General features: G+C 58.0%; 17 protein-coding genes and 3 pseudogenes. 12 read left to right on the top strand and 8 right to left on the bottom strand.

Annotated features, from left to right (window positions below; all coding sequences use genetic code 11):
- Nucleotides 1-117: 117 nt before the first annotated feature.
- Nucleotides 118-320 (top strand): annotated as a pseudogene (locus tag HMPREF9371_RS13225) (signal peptidase).
- A 45-nt stretch (nt 321-365) separates the two neighbouring features.
- Here the strand turns inward: HMPREF9371_RS13225 and capA are convergent.
- The 3 genes from capA to HMPREF9371_RS04675 all read right to left on the bottom strand — a co-directional run bounded on the left by capA (nt 366) and on the right by HMPREF9371_RS04675 (nt 5,775).
- Nucleotides 366-2,447, bottom strand: coding sequence for a caprolactamase subunit alpha (capA, locus tag HMPREF9371_RS04685; RefSeq protein WP_009118792.1), 2,082 nt, complete (start codon nt 2,445-2,447; stop codon nt 366-368).
- Between the two features lie 126 nt (nt 2,448-2,573).
- Nucleotides 2,574-4,313 (bottom strand): caprolactamase subunit beta, encoded by a 1,740-nt coding sequence (gene capB, locus HMPREF9371_RS04680; RefSeq protein ID WP_009118791.1) that lies wholly within the window; start codon nt 4,311-4,313, stop codon nt 2,574-2,576.
- A gap of 100 nt (nt 4,314-4,413) precedes the next feature.
- A complete protein-coding gene (locus HMPREF9371_RS04675) occupies nt 4,414-5,775 on the bottom strand; it encodes a purine-cytosine permease family protein (RefSeq protein ID WP_009118790.1) in 1,362 nt (453 codons plus the stop codon).
- Between the two features lie 267 nt (nt 5,776-6,042).
- Between HMPREF9371_RS04675 and HMPREF9371_RS13220 the strand changes: the two are divergent.
- A pseudogene (locus tag HMPREF9371_RS13220) lies at nt 6,043-6,224 on the top strand (ATP-dependent exonuclease).
- A gap of 87 nt (nt 6,225-6,311) precedes the next feature.
- Here HMPREF9371_RS13220 and ubiD read toward each other — a convergent pair.
- The 4 genes from ubiD to HMPREF9371_RS04655 all read right to left on the bottom strand — a co-directional run bounded on the left by ubiD (nt 6,312) and on the right by HMPREF9371_RS04655 (nt 9,918).
- Nucleotides 6,312-7,790 (bottom strand): 4-hydroxy-3-polyprenylbenzoate decarboxylase, encoded by a 1,479-nt coding sequence (gene ubiD, locus HMPREF9371_RS04670; protein ID WP_009118788.1) that lies wholly within the window; start codon nt 7,788-7,790, stop codon nt 6,312-6,314.
- Between the two features lie 147 nt (nt 7,791-7,937).
- Nucleotides 7,938-8,642: a hypothetical protein gene (locus HMPREF9371_RS04665; protein WP_040660170.1), complete on the bottom strand. Its 705-nt coding sequence runs from the start codon at nt 8,640-8,642 to the stop codon at nt 7,938-7,940.
- A 117-nt stretch (nt 8,643-8,759) separates the two neighbouring features.
- A complete protein-coding gene (pth, locus tag HMPREF9371_RS04660; RefSeq protein WP_009118786.1) occupies nt 8,760-9,338 on the bottom strand; it encodes an aminoacyl-tRNA hydrolase in 579 nt (192 codons plus the stop codon).
- A 10-nt stretch (nt 9,339-9,348) separates the two neighbouring features.
- Nucleotides 9,349-9,918 (bottom strand): disulfide bond formation protein B, encoded by a 570-nt coding sequence (locus HMPREF9371_RS04655; RefSeq protein ID WP_009118785.1) that lies wholly within the window; start codon nt 9,916-9,918, stop codon nt 9,349-9,351.
- Between the two features lie 256 nt (nt 9,919-10,174).
- On the opposite strand from HMPREF9371_RS04655, the gene HMPREF9371_RS04650 reads away from it, so the two are divergent.
- From HMPREF9371_RS04650 to HMPREF9371_RS13865, 3 genes and pseudogenes are all read left to right on the top strand, one after another.
- Nucleotides 10,175-10,921, top strand: a complete 747-nt coding sequence (locus tag HMPREF9371_RS04650; protein ID WP_009118784.1) for a glutathione peroxidase — start codon at nt 10,175-10,177, stop codon at nt 10,919-10,921.
- A 172-nt stretch (nt 10,922-11,093) separates the two neighbouring features.
- Nucleotides 11,094-12,503 (top strand): dihydrolipoyl dehydrogenase, encoded by a 1,410-nt coding sequence (locus tag HMPREF9371_RS04645; RefSeq protein WP_009118782.1) that lies wholly within the window; start codon nt 11,094-11,096, stop codon nt 12,501-12,503.
- A gap of 187 nt (nt 12,504-12,690) precedes the next feature.
- Nucleotides 12,691-12,918, top strand: a pseudogene (locus HMPREF9371_RS13865) (hypothetical protein); the annotation flags it as partial.
- A gap of 133 nt (nt 12,919-13,051) precedes the next feature.
- On the opposite strand, the gene HMPREF9371_RS04640 reads toward HMPREF9371_RS13865, so the two are convergent.
- The gene (locus HMPREF9371_RS04640; RefSeq protein WP_009118780.1) at nt 13,052-14,305 is read right to left on the bottom strand and encodes a LysM peptidoglycan-binding domain-containing protein; all 1,254 of its coding nucleotides are present in this window, start codon (nt 14,303-14,305) and stop codon (nt 13,052-13,054) included.
- A 187-nt stretch (nt 14,306-14,492) separates the two neighbouring features.
- Here HMPREF9371_RS04640 and def point away from each other — a divergent pair, with 187 nt between their 5' ends.
- The 7 genes from def (at nt 14,493) to trmA (ending at nt 22,448) form a co-directional block, all read left to right on the top strand.
- Nucleotides 14,493-14,996 (top strand): peptide deformylase, encoded by a 504-nt coding sequence (gene def, locus HMPREF9371_RS04635; protein WP_009118779.1) that lies wholly within the window; start codon nt 14,493-14,495, stop codon nt 14,994-14,996.
- A gap of 22 nt (nt 14,997-15,018) precedes the next feature.
- Nucleotides 15,019-15,951, top strand: a complete 933-nt coding sequence (fmt, locus tag HMPREF9371_RS04630; RefSeq protein WP_009118778.1) for a methionyl-tRNA formyltransferase — start codon at nt 15,019-15,021, stop codon at nt 15,949-15,951.
- On the top strand, nt 15,948-17,207 hold the full coding sequence (rsmB, locus tag HMPREF9371_RS04625; RefSeq protein WP_009118777.1) for a 16S rRNA (cytosine(967)-C(5))-methyltransferase RsmB: 1,260 nt from the start codon (nt 15,948-15,950) through the stop codon (nt 17,205-17,207). Before fmt ends, rsmB begins: the two co-directional genes overlap by 4 nt.
- 103 nt (nt 17,208-17,310) lie before the next feature.
- On the top strand, nt 17,311-17,850 hold the full coding sequence (locus tag HMPREF9371_RS04620) for a DUF4390 domain-containing protein (RefSeq protein WP_232203075.1): 540 nt from the start codon (nt 17,311-17,313) through the stop codon (nt 17,848-17,850).
- Between the two features lie 13 nt (nt 17,851-17,863).
- A complete protein-coding gene (locus tag HMPREF9371_RS04615) occupies nt 17,864-19,972 on the top strand; it encodes a HAMP domain-containing histidine kinase (protein ID WP_040660805.1) in 2,109 nt (702 codons plus the stop codon).
- Nucleotides 19,959-21,233 carry a sigma-54-dependent transcriptional regulator gene (locus tag HMPREF9371_RS04610; protein ID WP_009118774.1) on the top strand — a complete coding sequence of 425 codons (1,275 nt, stop codon included), beginning with the start codon at nt 19,959-19,961 and terminating at the stop codon, nt 21,231-21,233. Before HMPREF9371_RS04615 ends, HMPREF9371_RS04610 begins: the two co-directional genes overlap by 14 nt.
- Nucleotides 21,234-21,350: 117 nt before the next feature.
- Nucleotides 21,351-22,448, top strand: a complete 1,098-nt coding sequence (gene trmA, locus HMPREF9371_RS04605) for a tRNA (uridine(54)-C5)-methyltransferase TrmA (protein WP_009118773.1) — start codon at nt 21,351-21,353, stop codon at nt 22,446-22,448.
- Nucleotides 22,449-22,530: the final 82 nt, after the last annotated feature.

Here is a 22,530-nt window from a genome sequence, read left to right as displayed (position 1 = left end):
CTGACGCTATTGTTTTTGTGTTGGCAAATATAACATTTAATTTTGAACAGGTAAAAACCGTTTTAAAAAATGATGTTTACCGGACTTTTTTAGTTAAAAATTCAAAAAAATTTGGTTTTGGGCGATAGGAATGTTTGCCGGGATTGGTATACGGCGTTCAGCCTGAGACCTTTGCAAAACCCCCATCTGCGGCGCATTTCTGCGTTGTGCGCTGCTCGCTCACTTGCCTATCGTGTGATATGTCTGCGCTCGCTGCGCTGCTACGCCTTGAACTGCATCCACATCTGGAGGTTTTGCAAAGGTCTCAGCCTTTCAGCTAGCCCGAAGGCTACCTGAAAGGCTGTTGCTGGCTTGGCGCGGAATAATTATTCCTCCGGTGTCAGCAAATAGGTGCCGGATTCGTGCAGATAGGCCTGCCAGCCGGGTTTGATGACGATGGTGGTGGTGGGTTCTTCAATCAGGGCCGGGCCGTGTACGGTGTGGCCGGCGCCGATGCGGGTGCCGTCGTACACCGGGCTGTTGATCCAGTGGTGGCTGCCGTCGAAGATCATGTTGCGGTGCTCGGTGAGTGCGTCTTCCACGCCGGTGGCGGCGCTGGGAATATGCGGAATTTGCGGTTTCTCCACGCAGCCGCGCACGGTGACTTCCACGTTCACCAGCTCCACGGGGCTGTCGGCTTCGGAATAGGTGAACAGCGCCTCGTGGCGGCGGTGGAAGGCATCGAGAATCTCCAGAGCCAAGTCGGCGTCGATGTTGCCGTTGGGCACTTGCACCGTGCATTCGTGGATTTGACCCAGATAGCGCATTTCCATGCTGCGCTCGATGACGATGTCGGCATCGCTAAAGCCGTCTTCTTTCAGGCGTTTGATGCCTTCGGCCTCCATGCGTTCCAGGGTGGCGTTGAGCGAGGTAAAGTCGGCGTCGGGCGCCACCAGCATGGCTTCGGTGGCCAAATAGGTATATTTCACATCGGAAATAATCTGGCCGAAGGCGCACAAGCAGGAGGCGAATTTGGGCACCAGCACCTGTTTGATGCCCATTTCTTCGGCCAGCGGAATGATGTGCATGCCGGCGGCGCCGCCGGCGCAGATGAGGGCGAAATCGCGCGGGTCGTAGCCTTGCTCGATGGTGATGCGGCGGATGCCGTTGGCCATGTTTTGATTGACGATGGCGCTGATGCCGTAGGCGGCGTGGGCGGTGTCGATGTTGAGCGGGTCGGCGATGTGCTCTTTAATCGCACGGTGGGCTTTGTCGGCATCGAGGGTCACGCTTTTGCCGAGCACGGCATTCGGCTTCAGGTAGCCCAGGGCGAGGTTGGCATCGGTGACGGTGGGGCGGGTGCCGCCTTTGCCGTAGCAGGCGGGGCCGGGGGTGGCGCCGGCGCTCTGCGGGCCGACTTCAAGCATGCCGAAGGTGTTGACGTGGGCAATCGAGCCGCCGCCCGCGCCCAGGGTTTCCACATGGATCATAGGCACGCCGATGCGGTTGCGCAAGAAGTCGATGTCGCGGTTGAGGCTGGTTTGGCCGCCTTTGGCCAGGGTGATGTCGAAGGAGGTGCCGCCCATGTCCACGGTAATCACGTTGTCGATGCCGAAGGGGGCGGCGATGAACAGGCCGGCTTGCGGTGCGGAGGCGGGGCCGGAGTTGATGGCGTTCACCGCGCGTTCGCGCATGATGTCGCCTACCGCCAGGCCGCCGTTGGACTGGAAGTAGCGCACCGGTTGCGCTGCGCCCAGGTCTTTGAAGTATTGGTCGATTTTGCGCACATAGGCGGCCATCACCGGACTGAGGTAGGCGTTGACCAAGGTGGTGGAGGTGCGGGTGTATTCGCGGATTTGCGGATACACTTCGCTGCCGCAGCAGACGAACACATCGGGCAGGTGCTGTTGAATCAAGGCTTTGGCGCGTTGTTCGTGGGCGGGGTTTTTGATTGACCACACAAAGGAAATGGCCACGGCTTCCACGCCTTCGCGTTTGAAGGCTTCGATGGCTTTGAGGATGTCGTCTTCGTTTAAGGGTTCGCGCTCGCTGCCGTCGGCGAGGATGCGGCCGCGCACCGGGAAGCGCAGTTCGCGCGGCGCCAATTGCGGTGCGGGCGGATAGCTGGCGTCGTAGCGGTAGCCTTCTTCTTTGTGGCCGAGACGGATTTCGATGCTGTCTTCATGGCCGGCGGTGGCGAGCAGGCCCACTTTCACGCCTTTGAGCTGAATCAGGGCGTTGAGGGCCACGGTGGTGCCGTTGATGCAGAAGTCGCAGTTTTGGATGATGTCTTCCACCGGGCGGTTGAATTTTTCCGCCATCTGCGCCAGGCCGGCGGCAATCGCCAAGGTGCCGTCTTCGGGGGTGGAGGGGGCTTTGAACAGATGGATGCTGCCGTCGCGCTCGGCCAGCACGAAATCGGTGAAGGTGCCGCCGGCGTCCACGCCCAGTCGGAATTCGTTTTTCATGGTGTTTCCTTTGTATGATTGGTTTTCAATTTTTGGGGGCTTTCAGGTAGCCTGTGCTGAAGATGGGCTACCTGAAAACCGGTGTATTGCTTAGGCGGGCAGAGATGCCCGCCCTAGGGAGCGGCGTCAGGCGGCGCGACGGGCGGCGGTGGCGGCTTCGTCCACGCTGAAGTCGGCATTCAGCACCACGCCGTATTCGGTCTCGGCTGCTTCGGCGGACACGATGCCGCGTTTCACATCCAGCGCCACATCGGCGGCCGGGCGCTGATGCGGGTGGCCGTAGCCGCCGCCGCCGGGGTTGTAGTTGCGCGCGCGTTGGCCGGGCTCGATGGTGGTGAGCGTGTTTTGGATGTGTACGGCGGTGCTGCCGTCGGGCAGGTCGATTTCGAGGCGGCCGAGTTTGCGCTCGGGCAGCCCGTCTTGCGCTCCTGCCGCGCCCATGGTGGGAATCTGGCGGCCTTCGCCGAAGGCGATCACGGTCATGGTGTGGTTGAGCGGCTCCACTTCCCACACCGTGCCGCAGCCGCCTCGGTAGCGGCCGGCGCCGCCGGAGTCGGGGGTGAGGCCGTATTTGTGGATCAGAATCGGGTATTGGTATTCCAGCAATTCGATGTCGCCGGAACTCAAGGCGCCGAAGCAGCACAGCGGGCCGCAGGCATGCCAGCCGTCCATCACTTGGGTGGCGCCGGCGCCGGAGATGATGGAGGCCAACACCATGGTCACATATTGCTCGCCGGTGTCCGGGTTGATGCCGGCGATGTTGATGCCGGAAGCGTGGCCCCAGGAGGCGCTGATGCGCTCGGGCGCGGCGGCCTCAAAGGCTTTGCGCACGGCGTCGGTAAGGGTTTCCATCGGCGTGGTGGTGCAGTTGACGTGCGGCGCCGGCTCTTTGGCGTTGCACAGCGTGCCTTTGGGGCCCATGTCTACGGTGACGCAGCGGTAGAGGCCTTCGTTGTAGGGAGGCGGCACTTGGGCGAACATCATCAGGCCCAGCAGCACGCCCGACATGGAGTTACCTTCGTAGGAGTTGATGAAATAGGGCACTTGCGGCGGGCTGGAAATGGCGATGTGCACATTGTCGTCTTTGATGGTGATGTCGGCGGTAATGGTGAGGTCGCCCATGCCGTGGCCGGAATCTTCCAGCACCGCTTCGCCGCGGTAGCTGCCGTCGGGAATGGAGGCAATCAGCGAGCGCATGTGGCGGTCGGCCATGTTTTTCAGTTCGGCAATCGCCGCCTGCACGGTTTCCACGCCGTATTTGTCGAGCAGGCGGATCATATTGCGCTCGCCCACGCGGCAGGCGCCGTATTGGGCGTTCAAGTCGCCTTCCTGGTTGTGGCGGGCGCGCATATTGCTGTGTAAGAGATTAATCACGTCGTCGCGGCGTTTGCCTTTGTCCCACAGTTTCACCGGCGGAATGCGCAGGCCTTCGGCGTAGATTTCTTTGGCGTCGGGGTTGTAGCCGGCGGGCACCGGGCCGCCGATGTCGGTGACGTGGCCTTTGCACACCGCCCAAAACACCAGCTTGCCTTCGTAGAACACTGGTTTGTACATGCAGCAGTCGAGAATGTGGCTGCCTTTCATCACCGGGTCGTTGTGGTAAATCACGTCGCCCTCGTGGATGTCGTCGCCGAAATATTCGGCCACCGCTTTCATGGCCGGCATCAGTGAGCCTAAGTGAATGGGGATGTCCTGCCCTTGCAGAATCATTTCCGGCAGGTGGTCGAACAGGGCATTGCTGTAATCGTGCGCCAGATTGAACACGCTGGAACGGGCGGTGCGCTCCAGGGTGAGCGTCATTTCGCGCTGGGCGGTTTCCAGCGCGCCGCGCACCACGGATAGGGTGATGGGATCGATGTGGCTCATGGTTTACTCCTCGTTATTGAATGATGAAACGGAATCCATCGGTGGGGGTTGCGGGCTGCCTGAAAACTGCGAAAGGCTTTCAGGTAGCCTGTGAAGGGAATTAATCGGCAATCACGTTTTGTTTGTGTTTGGGCATCAGCAGCGCATAGAGGATGGCGGCGGTGAAGAAGGTGACGGTGGCATACCAGTTGGTCCACACGCCGCCGATGTTCATCAGAATCACGCCGACGATGGTGGCGCCGAACCAGGCCGCCAGGCCGCTGCGCTCGAAGGCGGGCAGTTTGGCGCTGCGGATTTGCGGCACTTCGCCGAAAATTTGAGTGCGGCGCGGGTGCAGGATGTGGGTCAGCGCAATCGCCACCCAGGCCACCACGAAAATGCCTTGATAGGCCAGGGCCTGCAACAGATAGGCAAACACGTCCACCAGCATCAGCAAAAACACCACCACGCCCACCACAATCGCCCACACCATCTTGCTCCAGTTCAGGCGCAGCGTGTCTTTGAAGAAGGCCTGCATATTGGTGGTGGCCACAAAATAGTTGGCGGTGTTGATGCGGGTTTGGGTGATCCACACAAAGATCAGGCCGAAGATGCCCATCAGCTCGATGAGGCTGAAGGCAATGGTCACTTCCGACAATTCTTCGCCGTGCGGAATAATGCTCACCAGATAGATGCCGGCCAGGCCGCTGAGCACGAAGGCCACCAGGTAAAACGGCGCGCCGAAGTTGATGAGGGTGTGGTATTGGACATCTTCTTTTTTGCCGAAACGCGCATAGTCGAAGGCAAACATGGTGATCACCCACACGCCCATGTAATACACGCACACATTCCACCAGCCCCAGGGCGAGGCATCGGCCGGGCCCATCGACAGCCAGTCGTTGCTGTAGCCGTATTTGGAAGTGGCCAGCGCCACCGCGCCCAACAGGCCGAGCACATAAAACGGCAGCAGCACGCCGTTGAATTTGTCGAGCCAGTTTTGCACGCTGCCGAACACCAAGGGCACGCTGTAGAGCACCACAATCAGCGCGGCGACGGTGTAGGAAATGCCCGGATACATATGATTGAGCGCCACCGCAATCACCGCGCCTTCAAACACGGCGTAGTAAATGGCGGTGGCAAAGAAAATCAGCGTCGCCAGCGCCGCGCCTTTGGCGCCGAACAACACCCGCGAAAACAGCCCCACCGACAAGCCGGTGTGGATGGCGTAGCGGGTGAGCACAGCGGTGATGACGCTGTAACACACCACGGTCACCAACAGGCCGATGATGGCATTCATGGTGCCGTAGGCGCGCGCCATGGCAATGCCGACCACAATGAAAAACACCGCGCTGCACACCGCCCACCAGGCCATGGTGAGCGAGCCTTTGGAAGCGCGGTCGTGTTCGCTGACGATTTCGGTGGAAACATCCGAAACGGCATCGTCGGCCGCTTGGGGTTGGGGGTTTTGCATCACACCGGCCATGGGGTTTCTCCTTTATAGTGGTTTGGATTGTCTGCCGTTTGCCGAAGCGGCTCGGGCGGTGGGCGGATTCCGATGTAGAAAACGGAAGGGTTGTGATGTGGCGGGGAAGCTCCGCTAGGGGCGCAGATTAAAGCGAAGGCTCGAGACTGACTTGTACCAGAGTGCAGGAAAATTGTGCCCAGCGTGCAACTTGTGCTGCACTGCGGAAAAGAAAAAGCGAAAAGGGGAAGGGTTTCAGGTAGCCCGAGACCTTTTTAAAACCCCCATCTGCGGCGCATTTCTGCGTTGTACGTTTATGCCCTATGGGTACTGCTCGCTCGCTTGCCTATCTAGATAATATGTCTGCCCCACAGGGATTCCTGGCGTTCACGTTCGCTGCGCTGCTACGCCTTGAACTGCATCCACTTCTGAGGGTTTTGCAAAGGTCTCAGGCTTCCGATAAAGCATAGAAACGCAAAACAGGCTACCTGAAAACGGGCAACGCAGTTTCTGCGCAGCCAAATGTTTTCAGGTAGCCTGTTGGCAGGCGGCGGGAATCAGAGGCCCAATTCGCTCCACATGGCGTCCACCGCCGCTACGGTAGCCGGGTCGCGCTGGATCACGCGGCCCCATTCGCGTTGGGTTTCGCCCGGCCATTTGTTGGTGGCGTCCAAGCCCATTTTGCCGCCGAGGCCGGAAACCGGGCTGGCGAAATCGAGGTAATCGATGGGCGTGTTTTCCACCAGCACCGTATCGCGCACGGGGTCCATGCGGGTGGTGATGGCCCAAATCACCTCTTTCCAGTCGCGGCAATCCACATCGTCGTCCACCACCACGATGAATTTGGTGTACATAAACTGGCGCAGAAAGCTCCAGCAGCCCATCATCACCCGCTTGGCGTGGCCGGCGTATTGTTTTTTGATGCTGACCACCGCCATGCGGTAAGAGCAGCCTTCGGGCGGCAGGTAGAAATCGACGATTTCGGGAAACTGCTTTTGCAGCAGCGGCACGAACACCTCGTTCAAGGCCACGCCCAGCACGGCCGGCTCGTCGGGCGGTTTGCCGGTATAAGTGCTGTGGTACACGGCATTTTCGCGCATGGTGATGCGTTCCACCGTCAACACCGGAAACCAGTCCTGCTCGTTGTAATAGCCGGTGTGGTCGCCATACGGCCCTTCCAGTGCGGTTTCGTCGGGGTGGATCACGCCTTCGAGCACGATTTCGGCACGCGCGGGCACCTGCAAATCGCTGCCGATGCATTTCACCAATTCGGTGCGCGAGCCGCGCAGCAATCCGGCAAACTGGTATTCGCTCAAGGTATCCGGCACCGGCGTCACCGCGCCTAAAATGGTGGCCGGGTCGCAGCCCAACACCACCGCCACCGGATAGGGCACGCCGGGGTGGGCTTTTTTATGCGCCTGAAAATCCAGTGCACCGCCGCGATGCGCCAGCCAGCGCATGATCAGCTTGTTTTTGCCGATTAACTGTTGGCGGTAAATGCCCAGATTCTGGCGTTTTTTATGCGGGCCGCGGGTCACGGTCAGCCCCCAGGTGACCAAGGGCGCCACGTCTTCCGGCCAACAATGCTGAATCGGCAGGGTGTTTAAATCGACGTCGTCGCCTTCGATCACGATTTCCTGGCACGGCGCTTTTTTCACCACATGCGGCGCCATGCTCCAAATGTCTTTCAGCAGCGGCAGTTTGGCAAAGGCGTCTTTTATGCCCTTGGGTGGCTCCGGCTCTTTCAGATAAGCCAGCGTTTTGCCGATTTCGCGCAATTGCGAAACATCCGCCGCACCCATGCCCATTGCTACCCGTTCGGGCGTGCCGAACAGATTGGCCAGCACGGGAAAATCATAGCGAGAGCCGTCTGGGCGCACCGGCTGCTCGAACAGCAAGGCCGGGCCTTCGGCGCGCAACACGCGGTCGGCGATTTCGGTCATTTGCAGATGCGGCGACACCGGTCGGCCAATGCGCTTGAGTTGGCCTTCGCGCTCAAGCATGGCGATAAAGTCTCTGAGGTCTTGGTATTTCATGATGTTTTGGTGGATGGGGCTACCTGAAAAGCCGGCAGGAGGCGCTTGGGATGCCGCCTGCCGGAAACGGGAAACCGTTGTCGGCGGCCCGTCGGTATGGTGTTGGCCGTGCGGGCAGGGTGCCGGACCTTGCCCGTTAAACGGTGGCTAGGGTTGGCATTGCTGCCAGTGGGATTGCGCCGCTTGCAGTTGGCGGTCGAAATCTTCGCGCCAAATAGTGGAGAGATTGAATTCGATGTCGGGGCCTTTCGCCGGGTCGGCAACAAAGGGGGCCAAGGCGCGGCGGCAGGCGGCTTGGTCACCGGCATTTTTGTGTGCCGCTGCCAAATTGTTGCGGGCGCTCATCCGGTCGATGAACCACATAAAGTCTTCGCAGCGGTTCAGGCTGTGTTGCTGAATCCGAGCCGCTTCGGCAAAGCGGCCGGCACGATAGGCTACCTGAAAGCGCTGTTCGCTGTTTTTGATGCCTTGATCGGTGCAGGCGGCGGGCAGGCGGCTGTATTCACCGGTAAAAATAACGTTATGGCCGCAATAATTGTGGCGGCAGGCGGTGGCGGCGGCTTCGGTGGGGCTGTCCACCGTCACGCGGTCGCGCTCAAAACGGAAGAGGACTTCACAGCCCTCGCCGTCTTTGAAAACCGCCCGGTTGCCTTGCCGCTGGAAGCGGCCGTCAATTTGACAGAGGTTGCTGTTGGCGCCAACGGTGTTGATGTCGAAACGGTTGCCTCTAATTTCCAAGTGCTGCTGCTGATACGGGTCTTTGACTTGGTATGTTTGCGCGGGGCCGGCCAGCGCCGGGGCGGCGGCCAAAGCAACGGCCAAGCCATATACGGTTTTCAGCATGGTGCTCATTTTCTTCTCCTTGTTCTTAATCCTTAAAATCCGGTTTGTCGGGTGAAGGCTGATTTTGATGTATTTTCAAGCGTGTGTGAAGCGGATTAAGCGGATGAGCAGCGGCGGTATCCGCCGTCAGGCGGCCGAATGCAGCTGCCGTTGTGCGGCGGCAAAGTCGCCGCTGAGGATCAGCCCCATGTTTTCTGCCGAACGGCGCACGGCGGCATCAATCAGCTCGCGCTCTTCGGCGCGCGGTTTTTTCAAAACGTAGTTCACCACTTCGTTGCGCTCGCCCGGGTGGCCGATGCCGAGGCGTAGGCGGTAGAAATCGGCGCTGCCCAGCTTGGCTTGAATGTCTTTCAGGCCGTTGTGGCCGCCGTTGCCGCCGCCGAGTTTAAATTTGATGCGCCCGGGTGCGATGTCCAATTCGTCGTGCAGCACCAGAATTTCCTGCGGCGCAATCTTATAAAATTGGGCCAGGGCCTGCACGGCTTGGCCGGAGCGGTTCATATAGGTATTCGGTTTCAGCAGCCACACTTCGCCGTCGGGCAGCTTGGCGCGTGCGGTTTCACCGAAAAACTTTTTTTCTTCTTTGAAGGCGGCTTTCCATTGCCAGGCCAGTTCGTCCGCCAGCCAAAAGCCGGCGTTGTGGCGGGTGTCGGCGTATTCCGGGCCGGGATTGCCGAGGCCCACCACCAATTTGATGACATTCATAGATCAACCATTATTGTTCAAAACGTCGGTTGTACCACAAGCCGCCCCATACTGCGGCCAGCATGGCGGTGCAGGCGAGCAGAGACCACCAGGGAAACGGTACGCCCAGAAATTTTTCTATCACCCCGCATTGTCCGAAACCGCGAATCAGCGGTTCGTACCAATCAAACAAAGGCGCGTTTTGCAGGCGGAAAGTCCAAGGGGCGCCACAGGAAGGTTGTTGCGCCGGCGGCAGGCTTTGCAGGTGCAGTTGTTGCACGGCCGTCCAAGCCGCCCACGCAGCGGGGATGCTGACGCCGACGGCGGCGGCAAGGCGCGCCCACATTCGGCGTTGCGGCAGCCAGGCCAAAACGAAGGCCGCCAGGCCGGCAAATAAAATGGCCATGCGTTGCACAATGCACATGACACAAGGATCGAAGCCGAAGCCGTACTGCATCCACAGGGAGAAGGCCGTACAAAAAGCAGCCAAAGCTGCCACAGACAATAAAATTTTCCGATACACGTTCATGCGTGCCGCTCCTTTCAGGTAGCCTGAATTGTAAACCGAGAGGGTGGGGAATGTGAAACCGTATTCTCTCATCGGAGCCGACTTGAAAATCTCCCGATTTGCCCAAGCTGGAAACAGGCGCAGGACGCTTGATGGCTTGTTGCGGCCAGTCAGTCCCCTTGCTGCACAGGCAGCCGGCAGGAGTGGGAAAACTGTTGGAATCGTTAATAGTGCAAATCAATTTGTGTTATTTGAACTGTAAATTATACAAATCCGTCAGCAGCCGCTATACTGCGCAGGTTTAATTTATCTTTAATTTTCAAACCTTCTCTTAGCTAAGGAGAGATTTATGTCAGTCAACATCAAAACCCGTGACGAACTGGTTGGTCAAAATGTGCCCGACGTGGTGTTCCACACCCGCCAAGGCGATGCTTGGAAAGACGTTTCCACCGCCGATCTGTTCAAAGGCAAAACCGTAGCCGTTTTCTCCTTGCCCGGCGCCTTTACCCCCACCTGTTCTTCCACCCACCTGCCGCGCTATAACGAGCTGGCTAAAGAGTTTTACGCCCGCGGCGTAGACACCATTGCGTGCATTTCGGTAAATGATACGTTCGTGATGAACGCTTGGTTGGCCGACCAAGAAGCCGAAAACATCGTAGTCGTGCCCGACGGCAACGGCGAATTCACCAAAGGCATGGGCATGTTGGTGAGCAAAGACCAGTTGGGCTTCGGCGACCGCTCTTGGCGCTACTCCATGTTGGTAAAAGACGGCAAGATTGAAGAAGTATTCATCGAGCCGGTAAAAGAAGGCGACCCCTTCGAAGTGTCTGATGCCGACACCATGCTGAAACACATTGATCCGAACTGGAAAGCACAAGAGTCTGTGGCCATCTTCACCAAGCCCGGCTGCCAATATTGCGCCAAAGCCAAAGAACTGCTGGCAGAAAAAGGCCTCGCTTACGAAGAAATCGTGTTGGGCAAAGACGCCAGCACCACTTCCGTACGCGCCATTACCGGCAAAACTTCCGCTCCGCAAGTATTCATCGGCGGTAAATACATCGGCGGCAGCGAAGAGCTGGAAAAATACTTTGCCTAATACACCATAAACACACACCCATGGGAGCCGCTGGATAAGCGGCTCTTTAATTCCCTTCAGGCTTTTCAGGTAGCCTGCTTGAGTTTGTACCAGTCTGTGCCGGAGCAAACAGGCTACCTGAAACGCTTATCCATTTTATCGAAACCCTGTTTTTATTTTTAAGGAAACCATAATGAAACAACTGAATGCCGATGTGGTGGTGATTGGCGGCGGCACGGCCGGCATGAGCGCCTTCCGTAACGCGCGCCAGCACACCGAAAACGTTTATCTGCTCGAAGACCACCATTTCGGCACCACTTGCGCCCGCGTCGGCTGCATGCCGTCCAAACTGATGATTGCCGCCGCCGAGGCCGCCCATCACGCCCGCCACACCGAGCCTTTCGGCGTGACGCTGGATCAAGACAGCATCCGCATTAACGGCGAGGCTGTGATGGCGCGCGTCAAATCAGAGCGCGACCGTTTTGTCGGCTTCGTGTTGAGCGATGTGGAAGAATGGCCGGCCGAGCGCCGTATCTTGGGCAAAGCGCGCTTCATCGACGAGCACACTGTGCAGGTGGATGATCACACCCAAATCCGTGCCGAGCGGATTGTGATTGCCACCGGTTCCCGCCCCTTGATTCTGCCCCAGTGGCAAGCCTTGGGCGATCGTCTGATTGTGAACGACGACGTTTTTTCATGGGATACCCTGCCTGAGAGCGTGGCCGTTTTCGGCCCGGGCGTGATCGGCTTGGAGTTGGGGCAGGCACTGAGCCGCTTGGGCGTGCGCGTCGAGATTTTCGGCATGCGCGGCTCTTTGGGCGGCATTTCCGACCCCGTGGTGCTCGAGAAAGCACGTGATATTTTCGGCCAAGAGCTGGTGTTGCACCTGAATGCAGAAACCGAAGTGTGCCTGAATGAAGCGGGGCAGGTGGAAGTGGCTTGGACGCAAGACGGCGAGAGCGGCGTGCTGACGGCCGATTATCTGCTGGCTGCGGTTGGCCGCCGCCCCAATGTGGACCAGATTGGCTTGGACGTTTTGGACATCCAAACCGACCAACAAGGCGTGCCTGAAGCCGACCCGCTGACCATGCAGACCAGCATCCCGCATATTTTCATTGCCGGCGATGCTTCCAACCAAATTCCCCTTCTGCACGAAGCGGCCGACCAAGGCAAGATTGCCGGCGACAATGCCGGCCGCTATCCAGACATCCGCCCCGGTTTGCGCCGCAGCCTGATCGGCGTGGTGTTTACCAGTCCGCAAATCATGACCGTGGGTGCCAAATTCGCCCAACTGGAGCAGCAATATGGAGAGGATTTTGCCCAATCCATAGCAGTGGGCGAGGTATCGTTCCACAATCAAGGCCGCAGCCGCGTGATGCTGGTGAACCAGGGGCATTTGCGCGTCTATGCCGATCGTGCCAGCGGCCGTTTCCTCGGCGCCGAAGGCATCGGTCCTTCCGCCGAGCACTTGGCCCATTTGTTGGCGTGGGCGCACCAGCAGGAAATGACCATCGGCCAAATGCTGGATATGCCGTTCTATCATCCGGTGATTGAAGAAGGTGTCCGCACCGCTTTGCGCGATGTGGCAGCCAAATTGGCGTAAACCTGCCCAATCAAAAAACAGGCTACCTGAAAGGCTTCAGGTAGCCTGAGACTTTTCAAAAAGCCCAGGTGCGGATGCAGTTCAAAACGTAGTAGTGCGGTGAGTGTGAACGCTAGCAATCTCCGTAGGACAGACCTATTACATACAAGGCTAAGCGAGTGAGCGGTACTCGGGGCAGAAACGCACAATGCAGAAGTGTGCCGCAGATAGCGTTTTGCAAAGCCAAGCCTGTTTGATCAATAGGTTGAGACCTTTGCAAAACCCGCATCTGCGGCGCATTTCTGCGTTGTGCGCTGCTCGCTCGCTTGCCTATCTATATGATATGTCTGTCCCACGGGGATTCCTGGCGTTCACGCTCGCTGTGCTGCTACGCCTTGAACTGCATCCACATCTGGGGGTTTTGCAAAGGTCTCAGGTTTGCTTATCCAAACTGACGATTGTTGGAAAGCATGACAAGCAGGCGGCGCTTGTTTTGCTTGGGTGGCGCATCAATAAAGGCTACCTGAAGCGGTTTCAGGTAGCCTTTGGCTCACAAAAAGCCCATGTGTTTAGCGGGTCGGATCGATATTGCTGCGGATATCGAACTGATGGTGTTCGTAGTTGTACGGGCCTTGAGGAGTGTTCGGCACATGGCGGGTATCGTTGCTCATGTTGTCCAAATCGCGGCCGGGTTCGGCCACTAAGTCGCCCACAGACGCATTGCTGGTGGATTCCAGAATAATGGCGGATGACACATGCTCGCCCACGCTGTACACCATGGCCAAGCCCAGCTCCTCGGAAGGAATGCTGACGAATTTGCCGGTGGGGCGGTCGCTGCTGTCCACGCGGACTTGGCGGCGTTGGCTGTAAATGCTCAATACGGTGCCTTTGTTTAAGCCGTCTGCCGAGCCTTTGTTGAGGGTAATGGTGCTGAATTGGCCGGCTTCGCTCACGCCTTCCAAGATGTTCACGATTTTGGCGCGAATCGGCTGAGCCGGTGCATGGGGCATCATATTGAAGGCATCTTCTTCGCCGTTATAGCGCAGTAGAAAATCGCCTTTGCGGATTTCGGCTACTTGCTCGCGGATCTGCAGGGCTTGGGCGGTTTGGGTGGGGATGCGTACCAAGGGGTGCAGGCGGGTGTAGTATTCGTTGTCGGGAAGTTGTTCGGCATCCTGTTCCGAGCGGGCGTCGAGCGCGCTGTTGGTCACCGGCAGCGTGGCCAGTTTGCCGGTGAACACCACTTGTTGGCCTAAGTATTTGCCGGTGTCGGGATCGCGGATGTCTTTGACGGGGCGGTACACCAAGTATTCGCCCGGTTCACTCACGCCGTGTGCGTACACACGGTCACCCAAAGAGTACATGGTTTTGTTTCCCGGCCCGGCGATGAGGCGCGGGGCGTCTTTGGTGTCCATTTGCGGGATGACCTGCGGGTGGCGCATGAACATGCGGTAGTAGTTCATGTTGATGGTGGAGATACCGTAACCTGAGGAGGTTTCGCGCATACGCGGCTGCAGTTTGATGGTGGGGATGCCGCCTTCCACGCCCAAGCGGGGTTGGCCGTTGACGTAGCTCAGCACCAGCACTTGGCCGGGATAAATCAGATGCGGATTACGTATGCTGCTGCGGTTGGCGCCCCACAGTTGGCGCCATTGCCACGGGCGTTGCAGGTATTTGCCGGAAATGCCCCACAAAGTATCGCCCTGGCGGACGGTATAGCGGGCAGGCGCGTCGGCGCGCAGGCGGATTTGCTGGGCGCCGGCAATCAGCGGAGAAACGGTTAAGCCAATGGCGCAAAGCAGGGTTATAATACGTTTTTGCATAAGATGTTTCCCTTTGATTTTGAAAAGTCGGATTTTTCGAATAACGCTTTATTTACGTTGTTGTAGCTGAAATTAACAGAATCATAGAACATTTTAGGGCGGTTACGCCAGTATCCCGCCCGAAATAAGCCGAGTTTTTAGGGCTGAGAGGCCAAACAACCCACACATTGATTGAGAGTAGCAGCAAATGGCTTTACTGAATATTTTGCATTATCCCGACGAACGCCTGCACACGGTGGCCAAGCCGGTGGCGGAGGTGGACGACCGCATCCGCCGGCTGGTGGCCGATATGGCGGAAACCATGTATGAGGCGCGCGGCATCGGTTTGGCCGCCACGCAGGTAAACGTGCACGAGCGGGTAATCGTGATGGACTTGTCGGAGGACCGCAGTCAGTTGCGCGTGCTGATTAACCCGATGATCATCGAGAAGAACGGCGAAACCGTGTATGAGGAAGGCTGTTTGTCGGTACCCGGTATTTACGATAAGGTGACCCGTGCGGAAAACGTGACGGTGGAAGCCCTCAACGAGCACGGCGAAAAATACACCCTGCAGGCAGACGGTTTGCTGGCCATTTGCATTCAGCACGAAATCGATCATTTAAACGGTAAAGTGTTTGTGGAATATTTGTCCCGTCTGAAACAAGACCGCATCAAAACCAAAATGCGCAAAATGGAAAAGCATACCTTGTGAGCGTGGAAGGCTACCTGAAAGCATGATTCGTAAAGTGATTTTTGCCGGTACGCCGGATTTTGCCGCCGCTGCCCTGAAGACGATTGCCGAGGCTGGTTTTGAGATTCCGCTGGTGCTGACCCAGCCCGACCGCCCCAAAGGGCGCGGCATGCAGCTGCAGCCTTCGCCGGTAAAAGAAGCGGCGTTGGCCTTGGGATTGCGGGTAGAGCAGCCGCCGACTTTGCGTGACGAAGCCGCTTGGCAGATGCTGCGCGAGTGCGAAGCCGATGTGATGGTGGTGGCCGCTTACGGTTTGATTCTGCCGCAGGCGGTGTTGGATATTCCGCGTTACGGCTGTTTGAACATCCATGCGTCTTTGCTGCCGCGCTGGCGCGGAGCGGCGCCGATACAGCGGGCGATTGAGGCGGGCGATGCCGAAACCGGCGTCTGCATCATGCAGATGGATGCGGGCTTGGATACCGGTGCGGTGCTGAGCCGCCATCCCTATGTGATTGGAGCCGGCGATACGGCTGAAAATGTGCACGATGCCTTGATGTCGATCGGGGCGGCTGCGATTGTTGCCGATTTGCAACATTACCAGACCCGAGTGGCGCAAGCCCAGCCGGAAGAAGGGGTTACTTATGCGCAAAAATTAAGCAAAGCCGAGGCTGAAGTAGATTGGACGCAGCCGGTCGTGGTGATTGAGCGCAAAATCCGCGCCTTTAATCCGGTGCCGGGCGCGTGGCTGGATTATGGCGGCAAGCCGATGAAAATCTGGGCGGCCGCACCGGCCGAAGGCAAGGGCGAACCCGGCGCCATCTTGCGTACGGACGGCAACGGCATTGTGGTGGCCTGCGGCGAAGGCGCTTTATGCCTGCAAACCGTGCAGCCGGCCGGCGGCAAGCGCATGAGTGCGGCTGCTTTTGCCGCCGGCCGCCAGTTGACGGCGGGCAGCCGCTTCGGAGTGGATGTATGAGTTTGTCTTCGGTGCAGACTTTGGCCGCGCAAACGGTGCAGGCGGTGAAAGACGGCCGCAATTTGTCTGATGTGCTGGCCGATATCCGTCGCGAGCATCCCGGCCTGACGGCGCAGGAGCGCGGCGCTTTGCAAGACCTGGCTTTCGGTGTGCAGCGCTTTTCAGGTAGCCTCAATGCGGTGTTGGACAGTATGCTGAATAAGCCTTTACAGCGTTCCGATATCCGCAGTCTGATGTTGGTGGCGCTGTATCAGCTGGCTTACAGCCGCAACGCCGAATATGCGGTGGTGAATGAGGCGGTGCGGGCGGCTTCGCGTATCGGCAAAGGGCAGTACAAATCTTTGTGTAACGCCTTGCTGCGCCGTTTTTTGCGCGAGCGCGAAGCGCTGCTGCGTGCCGCGGCCGGCAATGAAGTCGGCAAGTATAATTTGACGGCGTGGTGGTTGCAGCGCTTGCGTGCCGATTATCCGAAGCATTGGCATAATATTGCCGCTGCGTTCAACCGCCATCCGCCGATGACTTTGCGGATCAACCGCCGCCGTATGGATGCGGAAGGCTACCTGAACGTGTTGCGCGAACACGGCATGGACGGCACGGTGTTGGGCAGCCATGCGCTGATGTTGGCCGAGGCGGTGCCAGTGGACGCTCTGCCTCTGTTTGCCGAGGGTGTGGTCTCGGTGCAGGATTGGGGGGCGCAGCAGGCCGCCGAATGGCTGGATGTGCACGATGGCGAGAGGGTATTGGATGCCTGCGCCGCGCCGGGCGGCAAAAGCGGGCATCTGTTGGAATGGGCCGATTGCCGTTTGACTGCTTTGGATATTGATGCCTACCGCTTGCAGCGGGTGCGTGACAATTTGCAGCGCCTGGGTCTGCAGGCGCACACTGAAGCGGCCGACGCAGCGGCGTGGGCTTCGTGTTATGATGGCCCTCCTTTTGACGCCGTGTTGGCCGATGTGCCGTGCACCGCTTCCGGCGTGGTGCGGCGCCACCCTGACATCAAATGGTTGCGCCGTCCGCAAGATGCGGCAAAAACCGCCGCACAGCAGACGCTGTTGCTCGACCGGCTCTGGCAGCTGGTGAAGCCGGGCGGACGGATGCTGCTGGCCACCTGCTCGCTGTTTCATGAAGAAAACGACGGCCAGCTGCAGCATTTTCTACAAGGGCATGCCGATGCGGTGTGCCGGCGCAGCGAGACCCTGTTACCGAATGACCGACAAGATGGCTTTTATTACGCACTTCTCGACAAAGTGGGTTGAAATACGGCCCGCCCTGCTGCGTTTGCCGCGCCTGCCGGACGGCAGACAGGCTGAATGTGCCTGCCGCCGGCGTGGTTTCGGAGCGGGGTTGGCGGCGTTGTGTTTGGCCTTAGCCGCAGCCTCGGCTTCGGCAGAAGGCATCAACGCCTCCCGCGCTACTGCGTCTTTAACCCAAAACGGGCAGCTTTCCATCAACAGCCGTTTTCAAACCGACCTGCCCGATCAGCTTCAGGTAGCCTTAAAACAAGGCGTGCCGCTCAATTTCGAACTCAGCTACCGTTTGCAGTCGCCCACTTGGGCGGCCTACCGTTCGCGTCTCAGCCAACTGGTGGGTTCGGCGCAAACCATCAATTACAAACTCACTTACCATCCGCTGACCGACGGCTACCGCGTGACCGTAGGCACTTTTTCCACCGAGTACGGCAGCCTGCAAAACGCTTTGCGCGCCGTGGGTGCGGTGGCCAACTGGCAGGTGCTGAACAAGGGTGCCTTGTCGGATGTCAAAGCGGAAGAAGTGGCCGCCGATGTGCGCCTCAGCCTCAGCATCAGCGATTTGCCGCGCCCCTTCCAAATTAACGGCGTGACCTCCAAAAACTGGCAGCTGGATTCCGGTTGGCAGAAACTCACCGTCAATACCCGCTGAGGTGGCCGAAAAGATGCGCCGATTTTTAATGGTGGTGGCGGTATTGGGAACTTTGGCCCTGTATGTGTTGGCCCTGGCCACCGGACATGGCAGCAAGTTGTCGCAGTATTTTTGGTGGGTGCTGGGGCTCAGCGGCTTGTTGCTGTTGTCTCTATTGTCGGTATTATTGGTTCAGCTGTGGAAATTGTGGCGCAATCGGCGCAAGCGGGTGTTCGGCTCGCAGATTGCCACCCGGCTGGCGCTGATGTTTATGCTGGTGGCGGTGTTACCGGGCTTGTTTTTATTCGGCGTGTCGGCACAGTTTATTTCCCACAGCATCAATTCTTGGTTCGGCAACGAAACCGAAGAAGCGCTGGCCCGCAGCCTGAGTTTGAGCAAATCGGCGCTGGATTTGTCTTTGGATACTTCGGTGCGTCGGGCCGGCAGTATTCAGGTAGCCTTAATCGGCGAAATGTCTTTGCAGCAGGATGCGCGGGCGGCTTTGCAGTATGTGGACAAAGAGCAGGCTTTCAGCCAGCTGGCCCTGTATGACGCCGCTACCCGTGAATTGGCGGCCGAATTCCGCCGCCAAAGTGACTTGATGCCGCCGCGCCTGAGTCAGGAAGTTTTGGCGGCCATCCGTCAAAACGGCTCGGTGCGTAATTTGGAGAGCATCCGCAATGTGCTGTATGCGCAGGGCTGGCTGGCCTTGCCGGAAATCCACGGCCAGAGGTATGTGCTGTTTTTCCGCCAGCCGGTGCCCGAGCAGGTGGCGGATGACGTGACCCTGATCGAGTCTGCTCGCGCCCGCTATGCCGAAGTGAGCTATGCCAAAGAAGGGCTGCAGACGTTTTTCCTGTTTACCTTATTGGTGGCCACCCTGCTGGCAATTTTATTGGCGTTGGTGATTGCGCTGTATTTTGCCCAGCGCTTCGTGGCGCCGATTCTGGCGCTCGCTTCCGGCGCACGTGCGGTGGCGCAGGGTGATTACACGCAGATGCAGAAGGTGTACCGCAATGACGAATTGGGCCGGCTGACCACTTTGTTCAACCACATGACGGCCCAATTGGATGTGGCGCGCAGTGAGCAGGAGGCGGCACGGCATTATTTGGAATGTGTGCTGTCCAGCTTAACCAGCGGCGTGGTCACGCTCGATGAAGCAGGCTACCTGAAAACCTGCAACGACAGCGCAGAGCAGATATTGGGGCAGGCCGTGTCGGGCTGGATGGGCAGTGATGTGCATGCTTGGCACAAGCAGGGTATCGAACGTGCTTTGGTTGGTGAGGTGCTGCTCACCATTCTGGATACGGTGGATGCCGATCAAGCCGTGCAGATTCCTTATACTTCAGCCGACGAAGCCCGGATTTTATTGGGTAAAGCCACCCGGCTGCCGGAAGATAACGGTTCCGGTACGGTGCTGGTGTTCGACGACGTCACGGCTTTGGTACGCGCCCAAAAAGAAGCGGCGTGGGGTGAGGTGGCGCAGCGGCTGGCGCATGAAATCCGCAATCCGCTCACGCCCATCCAGCTCTCAGCCGAGCGTCTGGCGTGGAAGCTGGCCGACAAACTGGCCGACAAAGATGCCGCCATGCTGGTGCGCGCCACCGATACCATCGTCAATCAGGTAGCCGCCATGAAAGACATGGTGGAAGCTTTCCGCAATTACGCCAAAGCACCGAAACTGAATCTGGAAAAACTCGATCTGCACCGCTTGATTGAAGAGCTGCTGCTGCTCTACGAGGGCGCGGGTTGTACATTTCAAGCCAATTTGAGTAATATAAAGGCCGATATTGAAGCGGATACCGGCGCCATACGGCAGGTGCTGCACAATATTTTCAAAAATGCCGTCGAAGCCGCTGCCGAAGCCGAACGGCCGGAAGTACAGATCGACACGCAGGAAGAAGAAGGCAAAATTGTCCTGACCGTGTTGAACAACGGAAAAAGCTTCAGCGAGCATATGCTGCACCATGCTTTTGATCCCTATGTGACCGACAAGCCTTCCGGTACCGGGCTGGGTTTGCCGGTGGTAAAAAAAATCGTGGAAGAACACAACGGCCGGATCAGCCTGTCCAACCGCCGCGACGGCGGAGCGTGTGTGAAAATAACCTTACCCCTATTGGTGGAGAACGATGCGCAGCAGTGATATTTTGATTGTAGACGATGAAGTCGGCATCCGCGATTTGCTGTCTGAAATCCTTCAAGACGAAGGCTATACGGTGACTTTGGCCGAGAACGCCGAGGAGGCCCGCCAGCTGCGCAACCAAACCCGGCCGGCCATGGTGCTGCTCGATATCTGGATGCCCGACTGCGACGGCATCACCCTGCTGAAAGAATGGGCCAAATCCGGCCAGCTCAATATGCCGGTGGTGATGATGAGCGGTCACGCCAGCATTGACACCGCAGTCGAGGCCACCAAAATCGGCGCCTTGGATTTTTTGGAAAAACCGATTGCCCTGCAAAAATTGTTGGCCACAGTGGAACGGGCTCTGAAACACGGCGAAGTGCAGGCTGCTTCCAGTATGTCGCTGGATAAGCTGGGCAACAGCGAGGTAATCAAAGCGCTCAACCAGCAGTTGGAGCGCGCCGCCCGCACTCAATCGCCCGTTTTGCTGACCGGCGAGCCCGGTTCGCCGTTTGAAATGGTGGCCCGCTACTTCCACAACGGCAACACACCGTGGGTAGAGCCCGGTAAAATCGAACAAATCAGCAGCACCCCCATCGAACTGCTGCAAAAAGCCGGCAACGGCGTGCTGTATTTGGGCGACATCGCCCAGTACGGCAAAACCGTGCAGCAGGGCATTCTGTTTATGTTGGGCAAGGCCGAACGCTACCATGTGCGCATCGTCTGCGCCTGCAGCCAGCCTTTGCAGGAGCTGTTGGTGCAGCCCGAGCAGGACAGCCGCCTGCTCAACCAACTTTCCGCGCTGATGGTGTCGATTCCGCCGCTGCGCAGCCAACCCGATGACATTGTGTTTTTAGTCGGCCAGATCATCAACGAGCTCTCCGCCGGCAGTGAGGTGGCGTCGTCGGTGCGTTTCAACACCGCCGCCCTCAATGCCCTGCGCCAATACGACTGGCCGGGCAATTTCGAGCAGTTGCGCAGCGTGGTGAAAAGCATCACCTTAACCGCCGATAAAAACGAAATCGGTGTGGATGCCGTGCAAACCGTGCTCAAGCAGTTCACGCTGAATCAGCCGACCGAGATGGTGGGCGGTTTCAATTTTGATCTGCCGTTGCGCGAATTGCGTGAAGATTTGGAACGGCGCTATTTCGAATACCACATTGCGCAAGAAGACTACAATATGAGCCGTGTGGCCCAGAAAGTGGGTTTGGAGCGTACCCATCTCTACCGCAAGCTCAAACAGCTCGGCATCCAATTCAACCGCCGCAATGCCGGCAAATAAGATGCCGCTTGCTGCGCTTGGCGCTCAGGCTACCTGAAAGCTTTCAGGTAGCCTGCTGTATTTTTTGCCGGAAAGATTTATTAACCGTATTGTTTAATCTGAGATAACCTTCTGCTCATGAACACCCATCACAGCCCGCGCTATGCGGCGCAACTTGCCGAGAAAACCGCCCGCCTGCAGGAATTGTTTGCAGGCATTGCCATGCCGGATTGGGCCGTGCACGCCTCGCCCGAACAGCACTATCGGATGCGGGCAGAGTTCCGTATTTGGCATGAAGGCGAAGAAATCAGTTATGCCATGTTTGCACCCGGCCAGAAAGCCGGGGCGGCTTCGCTGATCCGTCTGCAGGATTTTCCGCCGGCAGCCGAAGCCATTAACCACCTGATGCCGCGTTTGCTGGAGGCAGTAAAAAAGGTGCCGGTGTTGAAAAACCGCTGGTATCAATGCGAATTTCTCGCCACTTTAAGCGGCGAGATGCTGGTCAGCATGATTTACCACAAAAAACTGGATGAGTCTTGGCAGGTTGCCGCCACTGCCTTGCAACAGGCGCTGGGCATCATGATCATCGGCCGCAGTCGCGGGCAGAAGGTGGTGTTGGCGCAGGATTTTGTGACCGAAGTGTTGGAAGTGGAGGGGCGGCAATGGCAATACCGCCAGCCCGAAGGCGGCTTTACCCAGCCCAATGCACAGATGTGCCGCCTGATGTTGGCGTGGGCGTGCTCGGCCGCACAGGATTTGGGTGGTGATTTATTGGAACTCTACTGCGGCAACGGCAATTTTACCTTGCCCTTGTCGCGCCATTTTAATCGGGTGTTGGCCACCGAGGTGTCGAAAACATCGGTGCAGGCCGCGCAATGGAATATGGCGGCCAACGATATCGACAATATCCGGCTAGCCCGCTTGTCGGCAGAAGAGTTTACCGAGGCCTGGCAAGGGCAGCGGACATTCCGCCGCTTGAAAGAGCAGGGCATCGAGTTGGCCGATTACCGTTTTTCCACTGTGTTTGTTGATCCGCCACGCGCCGGCATTGACGCCGATACGCTGGTTTTATTGAGCCGCTTTGAGCACATTATTTATGTGTCCTGCAATCCCGACACCTTGCGCGCCAATCTGGATGTCTTGCTGCCCAGCCACCGTGTTGAACGCGCGGCTTTGTTCGACCAGTTTCCGTTTACCCCGCATATCGAGAGTGGATTGCTGTTGAAGAAGCGTTAAGGGTATTAGTTTTGGCTTTCAGGTAGCCTGAGACCTTTGCAAAACCCCCATCTGCGGCGCATTTCTGCGTTGTGCGCTGCTC

The organism is Neisseria shayeganii 871 (assembly GCF_000226875.1).
Lineage (GTDB): Bacteria > Pseudomonadota > Gammaproteobacteria > Burkholderiales > Neisseriaceae > Eikenella > Eikenella shayeganii.
Note: the sequence above shows the minus strand (reverse complement) of the source record. Positions and strands in the feature narration are given on the sequence as shown.